This is a genomic window from Oleiagrimonas sp., from assembly GCF_027858935.1.
Taxonomy (GTDB): Bacteria; Pseudomonadota; Gammaproteobacteria; order Xanthomonadales; family Rhodanobacteraceae; genus Oleiagrimonas.
In genome coordinates this window covers 1-10,624 of the sequence record NZ_JAQIBU010000001.1, presented here as the reverse complement: position 1 = coordinate 10,624, position 10,624 = coordinate 1, and the positions used below count along the sequence as shown (strand labels likewise).

12 protein-coding genes are annotated in these 10,624 nt (G+C 61.4%); 9 read left to right on the top strand and 3 right to left on the bottom strand.

Going from position 1 to position 10,624, the window contains the following annotated elements:
• Both PF446_RS00060 and PF446_RS00055 read left to right on the top strand, forming a co-directional pair.
• On the top strand, positions 1–2,154 hold a 2,154-nt coding region (locus PF446_RS00060; protein WP_298068475.1), incomplete at its 5' end, for an efflux RND transporter permease subunit.
• Between the two features lie 126 nt (positions 2,155–2,280).
• The gene (locus PF446_RS00055) at positions 2,281–2,682 is read left to right on the top strand and encodes a MarR family transcriptional regulator (RefSeq protein ID WP_298068474.1); all 402 of its coding nucleotides are present in this window, start codon (positions 2,281–2,283) and stop codon (positions 2,680–2,682) included.
• A gap of 198 nt (positions 2,683–2,880) precedes the next feature.
• On the opposite strand, the gene PF446_RS00050 is transcribed toward PF446_RS00055, so the two are convergent.
• Positions 2,881–4,017 carry an MBL fold metallo-hydrolase gene (locus PF446_RS00050; protein ID WP_298068472.1) on the bottom strand — a complete coding sequence of 379 codons (1,137 nt, stop codon included), beginning with the start codon at positions 4,015–4,017 and terminating at the stop codon, positions 2,881–2,883.
• Between PF446_RS00050 and PF446_RS00045 the strand changes: the two genes are divergently transcribed.
• Positions 4,008–4,487, top strand: coding sequence for a hypothetical protein (locus tag PF446_RS00045; RefSeq protein WP_298068471.1), 480 nt, complete (start codon positions 4,008–4,010; stop codon positions 4,485–4,487). The two genes, PF446_RS00050 and PF446_RS00045, sit on opposite strands and share 10 nt — an antisense overlap.
• A 36-nt stretch (positions 4,488–4,523) precedes the next feature.
• A complete protein-coding gene (locus tag PF446_RS00040; RefSeq protein ID WP_298068469.1) occupies positions 4,524–4,799 on the top strand; it encodes a hypothetical protein in 276 nt (91 codons plus the stop codon).
• Between the two features lie 34 nt (positions 4,800–4,833).
• On the opposite strand, the gene PF446_RS00035 is transcribed toward PF446_RS00040, so the two are convergent.
• Complete coding sequence (locus tag PF446_RS00035; protein WP_298068467.1) at positions 4,834–6,099, bottom strand: crosslink repair DNA glycosylase YcaQ family protein; 1,266 nt, start codon at positions 6,097–6,099, stop codon at positions 4,834–4,836.
• On the opposite strand from PF446_RS00035, the gene PF446_RS00030 reads away from it, so the two are divergent.
• The 3 genes from PF446_RS00030 (at position 6,098) to PF446_RS00020 (ending at position 9,368) form a co-directional block, all read left to right on the top strand.
• Positions 6,098–6,256: a hypothetical protein gene (locus PF446_RS00030; protein ID WP_298068466.1), complete on the top strand. Its 159-nt coding sequence runs from the start codon at positions 6,098–6,100 to the stop codon at positions 6,254–6,256. The genes PF446_RS00035 and PF446_RS00030 overlap by 2 nt on opposite strands.
• Positions 6,257–6,362: 106 nt before the next feature.
• Complete coding sequence (locus tag PF446_RS00025; RefSeq protein WP_298068464.1) at positions 6,363–8,615, top strand: bifunctional diguanylate cyclase/phosphodiesterase; 2,253 nt, start codon at positions 6,363–6,365, stop codon at positions 8,613–8,615.
• Positions 8,616–8,675: 60 nt separating this feature from the next.
• On the top strand, positions 8,676–9,368 hold the full coding sequence (locus PF446_RS00020; RefSeq protein WP_298068462.1) for a haloacid dehalogenase type II: 693 nt from the start codon (positions 8,676–8,678) through the stop codon (positions 9,366–9,368).
• A 91-nt stretch (positions 9,369–9,459) separates the two neighbouring features.
• Here the strand turns inward: PF446_RS00020 and PF446_RS00015 are convergent, their stop codons facing one another.
• Complete coding sequence (locus PF446_RS00015; protein WP_298068461.1) at positions 9,460–9,771, bottom strand: amidohydrolase family protein; 312 nt, start codon at positions 9,769–9,771, stop codon at positions 9,460–9,462.
• Here PF446_RS00015 and PF446_RS00010 point away from each other — a divergent pair.
• Together PF446_RS00010 and PF446_RS00005 are read left to right on the top strand one after the other, a co-directional pair.
• On the top strand, positions 9,761–10,093 hold the full coding sequence (locus tag PF446_RS00010) for a hypothetical protein (RefSeq protein WP_298068459.1): 333 nt from the start codon (positions 9,761–9,763) through the stop codon (positions 10,091–10,093). The genes PF446_RS00015 and PF446_RS00010 overlap by 11 nt on opposite strands.
• Positions 10,094–10,160: 67 nt before the next feature.
• The coding region (locus PF446_RS00005) for an NAD(P)-dependent oxidoreductase (RefSeq protein WP_298068457.1) at positions 10,161–10,624 on the top strand (464 nt) is incomplete at its 3' end.

Sequence of the window (10,624 nt, the reverse complement as noted above, 5' to 3'; positions counted from 1 at the left end):
CTCAAGCTGGGGATTCCGTTCAACACCGCGGACTTCATCCACTCGGCCATCACCGAAGTCATCACCACCATCGCGATCACGCTCGCAGTGGTGTTGCTGGTGATCTTCATCTTTCTTGGCTCGCTGCGCGCGCTGATCATCCCGGCGGTGGCCATACCCTTGTCCATCCTTGGCGCCGGCATCTTCATGGAAGCGGCCGGATACAGTCTCAACCTGCTCACATTCCTGGCCTTCGTGCTGGCCATCGGACTGGTCGTGGATGATGCCATCGTGGTCACGGAAAACGTGCATCGGCATGTGGATGCGGGCGAGTCAGGTTTCGTCGCCGCAATCAAATCGGCACGTGAACTGACCCTGCCGATCATCGTGATGTCGACCACCCTGGTCGCCGTGTTCCTTCCGGTGGCATTCTCGGGCGGACTGACCAGCATCCTGTTCACGGAATTCGCATTCACCATCGTGTTCAGCGTGCTGATCTCGATGCTTCTGGCCCTGACGTTGACACCAGTGATGTGCAGCTGGCTGCTGCGACCGACACCGGATCACGGACTGATGCATTTCCTGGAAACCGCCTACGGGCGAATCGAGGCGGCCTATGAGCGCTCGCTGAAAGGTTTCCTGCGCTACCCGGTCGTCGGGCTGGTGTTCACCGTCGCCGTCCTGGTGAGCCTGGTCTTTCTTTTTTCCAGCGTGCGCAGCGAACTCTCGCCCCCGGAAAACCAGGGCGTGGTCTTCGGCATCGGCACGGCCAATCCCGACATCAGTCCCAACCTCCTGAACCGCTACAGCAAGCAGATGCTGAAGGTGTTCGACCAGTTCCCGGAGAAGAAAGCCACCTTCATGGCCACCGGATTCAGCCCCGGAGGCGGCGGCACCAACGGCATGTTCGGCGGCATGAACGTGCGTCAGGACAAGCACACCGCGCACGAGTTGATCGGGCCAGTACAGGCCAAGCTGGCCGGCGTGCCCGGGCTCAAGCTGTCGGTCTCGACGCCCCCACCGCTTCCCGGCTCCACCAGCCTGCTGCCGATCGACTTCGTGATCAAGGCGAGCAGCGGCTCCTATGATCAGCTCAACCAGGTGGCGCAGTCGATCCTGTCCAAAGCGGAAGCAAGCGGCAAGTTCGCTTTCCTGCAGAAGAACCTGAAGATCGACAAGCCGCAGTACCGCCTGGTCGTCGATCGCAGCCTGGCCGGAAGCCTGGGCATCAGCATGGCCGACATCGCCTCTGCGCTGCAGCCGCTGCTTTCGGGCGGCTGGGTCAACCATTTCACGATGCAGGGGTATTCTTACGAGGTGATCCCCCAGGCGCCGGATGCAGCCCGCGCCACACTGAATGACCTGGACCAGTACCACGTGCGCGCCGCCGACGGCACGCTCGTGCCGCTCTCGACCCTGGTGCATTTCAAGACCCGGACCATCCCGGAGTCCCTGCCCCAGTTCGACCGCGTCAACAGCACCACCCTGACCGGCATTCCAGCGCCGGGCGTATCCCAGGGACAAGCACTGGACTATCTCAAACAGCTCGTCAGGAAAAACGCTCCGGCTGGCTACAACATCGATTACGCGGGTGATTCCAGACAGTTCGAGAAGCAGGGTCATACCTTCGCTTTTGCCATCGTGCTGTCGTTGATTCTGGTGTACCTGCTGATGTCCGCGCAGTTCAACAGCTTCCGTGAAGCATTGATCGTGATGCTGACCATCCCGATGTCGGTGGCCGGCGCGCTCATCTTCATGAGTCTGGGTTTTGCCACGCTCAATATCTATACCGAGATCGCACTGATCACGCTGCTCGGACTGATCACCAAGCAAGGCATCCTGGTGGTGCAGTTCGCCAACCAGATCCAGCATGAAGATGGCGTGGGCAAGCTCGAGGCCGTGGGCAAGGCGGCCACGGTACGCCTGCGTCCGATCCTGATGACCACGCTGGCCATGGTGTTCGGAGTACTTCCGCTCATCTTTGCCAGTGGCGCCGGTGCGCCGCCGCGCCACCAGCTTGGCCTGGTCGTTGCAACCGGGCTGGCCGTGGGCAGCTTCTTCTCGCTGTACATCGTGCCGGTCATGTACCTGTACATCGCGCGCGACTACGACGAGCATTCCGACAAAGAAGCGGAAAAGAATCGCCAGTTGGCTCAGCTAGCCGAAACGGGCTAGATCATGAACGCGAGCCGGCCATCCTCCACGTCACGCACCGCACAACATGCCGGCGATGACGCAAAGCATCTCCTGGAGGCCTTTCCGCGCGCGCTTCACCGCACCGCGAAAAACTGGAAGCGACTGATGAACGCGCGCCTGTGCGGCCTCGGGCTGAGCCAGCCCAGATGGATGGCCATGCTGTACCTGAGCAAGCATCCGGAAGGACTGGTGCAACGTGAACTGGCCGACCAGATGGATATCGAGTGTGCATCGCTGGCGGGTCTGCTCGACCGCATGGCTACAGACGGCTGGGTCGAGCGCCGACCCTGCACCACCGACCGTCGCGCCAATCTGGTATTCCTGAGCCCGAAATCCTCTTCCACACTCGACCAGATCCGCAAGGTGGCGGCACAGGTCAGTCAGGAACTTCTGGGTGACGTGTCGGCTTCCGACCTCGAAGGCTGCAAAGAGGTGCTCGAGACCATCAATCAGCGCGCACAGCACCTCGCGAACCGGGTTTGCACACCCGATTCTGAGCAAACCTGATTCCACCGCCTGCGGTGCATGCTTGCGGACCCGTGTCGATCAGCTCCAGGCCACGTCCAGCGTCTCGCGGATGGACTGCAACGTGCACCTCCATCCACAGCGGCTCCATCCACAGCAGGGTCGAGGTTTTCTCACTCCAGCGCCATGCGCTGAATGACCAGCCCTGAAACCACCGGTTACCCGTGTCGCGGGACCGGCTCAATCCATAGGCCACGGCAAGCGGTCGGCTAGAGGTTCGGCGCTTTTCACTTCATCCGTTGCGGGCGCACTCGACGCAGCCGTACCCGTCCCCTTCACCTCGCGCCACCACGGTACAGCCGGTCGGCGCTCGGACGGCTGCACCGGTTCACCCAGGCGCGGCAGCAACAGGTGGGCGTGCTCCGGATCGGCCTGCTCCAGCAGGGTCTCGACGGGCTGGTCCCAGGCATGCGTGGACAGTGCAAAGGTGCCCCAGTGCACCGGCATCAGCACGCCACCCCCAAGCATGCGGTGCGCGGCCAGCGCATTTTCCGGACCCAGGTGGATATCGCCCCACGACGGGTGGAACGCGCCCACTTCCAGCATCACCAGGTCGAATGGACCCAGCCGCTCGCGGATGGCTTCATACTGGGTGGTCAGACCGGTGTCGCCGCTGAAGAAAACGTTGCTGCGCTCTCCCCGGATCGCCATCGACGACCAGAGTGTGGTGTTGCGATCCTTCAGCCCGCGTCCGGAGAAATGTTGCGATGGCGCGGCGGTGACCGTGATCCCGGTGCCGGGCACGCGGTGACTCTGCCACCAGGTCAGTTCGGTAATGCGTTCGGGGGCGATGCCCCAGGCTTCCAGATGCGCACCCACGCCCAGAGAGGTGATGAACGGCACCTTCGATTTCGCCAGCGCACGGATGGTCGGGTAATCCAGATGATCGTAGTGGTCATGCGAGATCACCACGGCATCGACCTCGGGAAGATCACGCAGATGCACCGGAACGGGCTGGAAGCGCTTGGGTCCGAGCAACCGGAACGGAGAGGCACGCTGGCCCCAGACCGGGTCGGTCAGCACGCGCCAGCCATCGATCTCGAGCAACACCGTGGAATGCCCAAGCCAGGTCGCGCGCAAGCCGCTCGGCGGACGCCGGGTCCAGTGCGCGCGCGGGTCGGACGCTTGCAACGGTTCGGGCGGCGTGCGGTCGGGGCCGCCGACCAGGAATTGCCGCAACGTCGGCCGCGGGGCTTCGGGATCGCGCAGGCCCGGCAAAATGGGATGGATGTTGCGCAACGCCTCACCATCCCACATCGGCAGATCCCTGAGCCGTTCCAGGCGTTCGCCATGGGGCGATTTTCCGAATGAACGCATCCAATGCTCTCCAAATTCACACACTGATGATCTGGGCGCGCATGTATACGATTGCAAGCCAGCGTAATGCGGCGGATTGCGCTTGCGAGTCATTTCGGTCCTCACGATACTCGTTCATGAGGCTGGCTCGGCTTGGTGCCCGCACATGCTTTTTCACATTGAAGAATAGACTCGACATAAAGCCGTTCAAGTACATCCTTGCCGCGATACTTGCCCTCGCCTGTTGCAGTAGTGTGATGGCGCGTGACCGGATCTTCGGACTGGACTGGCAATCCGCACCGGCACAGCTTCGCGCCCGGGGCATTCAGCTTAGCCAGCAAAAAACCAAGGGACGGTTGACCATGTACCTGGCCCGTTCGCTTCCCGTGAACCTCAGCGATGCCGACTCCTATTTGCTGATCTTCGACAAGGATGCCGGACTGGTGAAGATACTGATGGTCGGCAAGGGGATCGTCGCCGATTCGGACTGAGCGCAAGGCAGGAAACGCTTCAAGGAACTGGGGACCATGCTGATCCGGGAGGGCTTCCGGCTGGATGGCAACAAGACGATCACCAAGGTCGCCAGGCATCCGCAGGGATTCTATGCCTGCCTGAGGCAACCCACCTGTGGCATCTGGCAGAAGTTCTACACCAAGGACCACATCCTTGTGCAAGTGCGACTTCGCGGCACCGAAGACGACACCGGCTACATCATGATGAGCTTCGAGGAGCAACCGCAGTTTGCCGAGGCATTGGAAAAGAACAAGCAAGCCGCACTGAGCAAGGACGCCGCCGCATTCTGAGGGTCTGGCTCCGGCACGCTGCGCGGCGTTGCGGTCAGGCAACCACGCAATCCATCACCACCTGAAGCCGGCGCCTGAGCCGGGACGGCACGTTTCCCCCCAGCACCACCCGTGACGTGGCGTGCCACCGTGCCATCTTCTCGAGCGAACGCACCAGGGCATGAACCTGCGCATCGGAAAACGACCGCTCGCACTCGACGTGCAACGCACGCACCTCGAACACCCCATCCTCCCGATGCGCCTTCGCATCGACGCGACCCGACAGTTTTCCGCGACACAGGAACGGCAGCACAAAATAACCGTAGCGACGCTTGTGCGCAGGCGTGTAGCACTCCAGCGTGTAGTCGAAACCGAACAACTCGCGCACCCGCGTGCGGTCCCAGACCACCGGATCAAATGGCGAGAGCAACGTGGCATGGGTGGCGCGCAGCCGGCCCTCGGCAATCCGACGCACCAATCCGGCATGATCGCGATGGACCAGCGCCGGCTGGTCCCAACCACGAACATGGATGCTGCACACCTCACCGCATTCGACAAGCGCCTGCAGCAATCCCGGCGGCGCAGCCCCCAGGCGGTGGTAGTCGCCCACCCAGGACGGCAGCGCGATACCCAGGGCGCGTATGGCATCGGCAGCGAAATGCATGCGCAGTCGATCCGGGTCAGGGTCGATCCGATCCGGCAGATTACCTACGGCAAGCATCCGTTCCAGCACCCGTTCTGTGAGGTCATATACGCGCTGGAAGCGGTCCCGTCGCGCCACCATGACCTTGCCCAGTGCGAACAGGGCCTCCAGCGCGGACTTCTCGGCAGTCCACTGCCACCAGCCGGACCTGCGCGGACCCTGCGTGGCAAGGTCTTGCGCACGTAGCGGCCCGCGTTGCTTGAGCTGCCGCAACAGTGCCTGCAACGCCTTGCCGTGTTCGCGCTGCATGCGCCGGGCGCGCTTGTGCGCCCAGTGCCTGTCCCGCAACTGCCCTGCGGCCATATGCCAGGGATAGTCGGCCGCGGGTACGAAACAGGCCTCATGGGCCCAGCACTCGGCAATGTGTCCGGTTTCCAGGGCCTCGTCCAGCCAGGCCTTCGGATAGCAACCCAGGCGTGAGAACAACACCAGATACGGACTGCGCGCAACCACGTGGATGGAATCGATCTGCAGCATGCGCATGCGCTCGATGGCCGCCGTCACATCTGAGCGAAGCGCCTTGCGCCGGGGCGGATGCAACAGACCCTGTGCTGCCAGATGCAGCATGCGAGCCTGTGCAGGGGAAAGCTCAGGCAGGGATTGCAAGGACAAGTTCATGGATATCGATCCTGGTTTCACGGTAACTGAGGAAAATGGAAATGTACCGACGGTAATGCCGCAAGCCCTGCAGCATGCGGTGTTGCATGCAGCAGGGCATGACGAGGCGAAGACTCTACTGCGGTCACGCCTGAATCAAAAAAACTCAATTGCGTGACGGCCCATCCAAAAAAAAATCCGGGTGTAAGATAAAATGACTATTGGTTATGACCGCCTGCGAAATCATGAGTAAGGGATTGCACGGGTCAAGACCCAGACAGCCAATGAGAAATTTTCTTGGCTATCGAACACTGTATGCATGCGTGCTGCTGATGATGCTCAGCACGCTGGTGTTGATCCTTGCAAGCCTGTTTCCCGGCACACTGGGTCTGCGCTGGATCCTTGATGTCATCGGCAACCTTCCGATCCTTATTGCGATGATGTTCGTGCTGGGCATGATGCTTTTGCTGCTGGCGCATGCGCGATCGGTGACGCTGTCTCACCTCATGGTGGTCCGCAACAACATGGACGCCATCCTGCTGACCCGGGTTCATGTCGGCACCCTCACCGCCAATCCTGCCGCCTGCCAGCTGTTTGGCTATTCCGAACATGAAATAATTGAAGGCGGTCGCGACCTGCTGATCGACCCGGACGACCCCGAGGCCCAATCGCTGCTCCACGAGCGCGACAACAACGGATCAGTACGCGGCGAACTGTGGATACGGCACAAGAACGGCCAGCGAATCCGTGTCGAACTGAGCTGCGTGATCTTCGACTACAAGGGCGAGCAGCGTTCCGCCATGATCTTTCGCGACGTCAGCAAGCTCAGCCAGAATGCCTACGAACGCCGCATAGCGCGTGCGGCCTTCGATGATGCAAGCCAGTTCGTATGCGTGTTCGACCGGGACTGGCGCATGCTCTGGTTCAACCTCGCCACCGAACTCATTTCCGGATATGACCGCAGTGAACTCATCGGTCACCCGGCGCCCGTGCGACGCCGACTGGAACAGGAAGAGCCGGAAAAACTGGACGAGATCGAGCAGGCTCTCACGACCCTGGGCCACTGGCACGGTGAGGTCTATACACGCCGCAAGAACGGCGAGCTGTACCCTATTTTCGGCTCCTTGACCCGCATCGAGAGCCCGGTACCGGAACAGCCGCACTATGTCGCCACGTTCTCGGACGTCTCCGCCATCCGGGAATACGAACGCAAGCTGCGCGATGTATTGAAGTATGACCCGATCACCGGCCTGCCCAACCGCATCCTGTTCGAGGAGAGTGTGCAGCAGGCCTTGGGCGCAGCTGATCCGGAGACCGACATCCTCTGTGTACTCCTGGTCAGTATCGACCAGTTCGCCGACATCAACCAATCCCTGGGACACAGTGTCGGGGACCAAATCCTGAGAAATGCCGGGCAATGGCTGACCGAACATGCCGGCCCCGATGCGCACCTCAGCCGCCTTACCAGCGACACCTTTGCCATCATGCTGGCCAACCTGGAACAGGAGGAGGAAGCCGTGCTCATTGCGAGCACCTTCGTGGACGCTTTCTATGCCGGCGAGGATGGCCTCGACGAGCATATTCACCTGACCGCAAGCGCCGGTCTTGCCTGCTACCCGGCCAATGGCAATACGGTTTCAACCCTTTTGCGTCATGCCGAGATTGCGCTCGGCGTGGCCAAACAAGCTGGCGGTAACACCTTTCAATTATTCGAGATCGGTGCCGAACGCGAGACGAAACAGTTCATCGCCCTGGCCGCAGACATCCACAAAGCCCTGGACCAGGACGAATTCGAGGCTCATTTCCAACCCATCATCGAAACAAGAAGCCGCAAGATCGTATCAATGGAAACCCTCGCCCGTTGGCCACGGGGGGATGCACCGCCCATAGGACCGCAACAGTTCATCGCTGTCGCCGAACGTTCAGGGCAGATCGAAATGCTTTCCGAGCACATGCTGCGCCAGGCATGCAGACACATCCTGATGCTGGAAAAAGCCGGCTTCGCGGAGCTTAGCGTCGCTGTCAACCTGTCGGCACGTCAGTTCAGGAATCCCCGTCTGGCCGAGCATCTGACGAATATGGTGTCCGAGGAAGGACTGTCTCCACAACGCATCGTGCTCGAAATCACCGAGAGCCTGCTGATGGACAATACTGCGGACAAACGGTCCACTCTTGCGACGCTGCAGGGCAATGGTTTCCGTGTCTACATGGATGATTTCGGCACGGGCTATTCATCATTGGGCTATCTCAAGAACTTTGACCTGGATGGCATCAAGATGGACCAGAGCTTCATCCGCAACCTGCCCGAACACAGCAAGGATGCCGCACTGGTCCGCACCATTCTTGCGATCGGCATGGAATTCGGACTTCCGGTCGTCGCCGAAGGTGTCGAAACGCAAGCGCAGGCACAGTTCCTGCAGGATCATGGTTGTCAGCACCTGCAGGGCTTCGCCATAGGCAAACCGATGTCCAGTCAGGACTTCCTTGCCTACCTGCATGAATTCTCGCACGATCATGTTTCTTTCGATCCGGCATGAATGTGCCCGGGAAACCGTTGACCGCTTCACGCAACCCGCTCGCCTGAATACGGAAACCCCATGGCACCCCGCAACCTGGTCTTCGATGTCAATGAAACCCTGCTTGATCTCTCGCCGCTGGACGCGGTGTTCGAGTCGCTGTTTGGCGATCCCACTCTGCGTGCCTCCTGGTTTTCCAGCATGCTGCAATGGTCCATGGTCACGACCCTCTCTGGCCGCTACCTCGATTTCGCCGAACTGGCCGAAGACAGCCTTGAGGCGCTTGCCCTGCATCGGGGGGTCACCCTGGATGAATCCTCGAGTACTGCATTGTTCGATACCATCGCCATGCTGACGCCGCATCCGGAGGTCCCCGCGGCACTGGAGCAGTTGCGCGCGAACGGGTTCACCTTGACCGCACTGACCAACTCGCCGCAACGCACGGTGGATGCACAATTCAAGCGGACCGGTCTGACCCCGCTGTTCACGCATGTGCTTTCGGTGGACAAGGCAAAAAAATTCAAGCCGCACCCGGAAGCGTACGCGGTGGCGTCCACTGCGCTGGATTGCGATCCATCGGACATGCGCCTGGTGGCCGCGCACGACTGGGATGTCACCGGCGCCATGCGTGCGGGCTGCGCAGCAGCATTCGTGGCCCGGGGGGAATCGACGCTGCATCCTGCCGGAGAACGACCAGACATCATCGGTCCGGACCTGGCATCGGTTGCCGGCCAGCTGATCGCCATCGCCAACGCGGAAAACGCCGGCCGCTGAAAGACGGGTTAAGGTCATGGGCACCCTCATTCGCGCCCGCGGCGCTTGACCCTGGGCCCGCAGGTTCATGCCCTGAGCCGGGCGCAGACAATCACGGCTGCTTGTAGATCACCCCGCCCATCATCACGAAAGGCACGTTTCGCAGCGCCTGGATACCCCGGTTGGGGTCAACGCGAACGGCGATGATGTCCGCGTCGAGTCCGGGTCGCAGCTGCCCGAAGTGGCCCTGCTTGCCGAGTATCTTTGCGTCCACCGCGGTGGCGGCAAGCAGCGCCTGCGCCAGCGTCATGCGGTCACGCACCATCCACTCCAGATCCTTGTAGTTGGTACCGTGGGTGAACACCCCCACGTCGCTGCCGTTGCCAATGGTCACGCCAGCGGCAAGCGCAAGCTTGAAAGCCATGCGCGGACTGTTGCATGTCTACGGTGGGCGGCTGCCCCGGCTTCCAGCCGTGGAAGTGCTGCGCATAGGCCGTCTGGACCTCCAACGCGGGCATATAGGCCACGCCGCGCTTTTTCATCAGGACAAAGACCTCGGGCGTGCCGCCGTAACCGTGCTTGATGTTGTCCACGCCCGCCAGCACCGCGTTGCGCATGCCGGCCGCCGTGGTGGCGTGCGCCGATACCGGGCGGTCCTTTTAGTGCGCGACCTTCACCGCGGCATCGAGCTCGGCTTCGGTGGATGCAAAGCGTATGCCGTTGTGCATCGTGTTGGAATCGCGTGACCGCAGGTTCAGATGCCGCATGGGACAATACTCGTTTGATACGTACTGGATCATGTAAGGAGGCAACATGCAGATCGGATTCATCGGACTGGGCGCCATGGGTACCGGCATGGCCGGAAACCTGCTGAAGGCTGGACATGAGGTGACGGTTTGGAACCGCTCGAAGGACGCCACGCGCGCACTGGCTGAGCAAGGCGCAAAAGTCGCTTCAAGTGCGGCCGAAGCCGCATCCCATGACGTGGTCATGAGCATGCTTGCGGACGATGCCGCGCTGAAGTCCGTGTTCCTGGACCACGGTGCGCTGGAAGCCATGGGCAAAGATGCTATTCACGTCAATCACGCCACCATATCGGTCGATCTTGCCCGCGCACTGCAGCAGTCGCATGCCGACCACGGCGTCCACTACGTCGCCGCACCGGTTTTCGGGCGACCGGACATGGCCGCCGCGGGCACCCTGAACGTGGTCGCTGCCGGTGACGCGCAGGCCCTGGAGACGATCAAGCCCGCACTGGAAGCCGTCAGCCAGAAAGT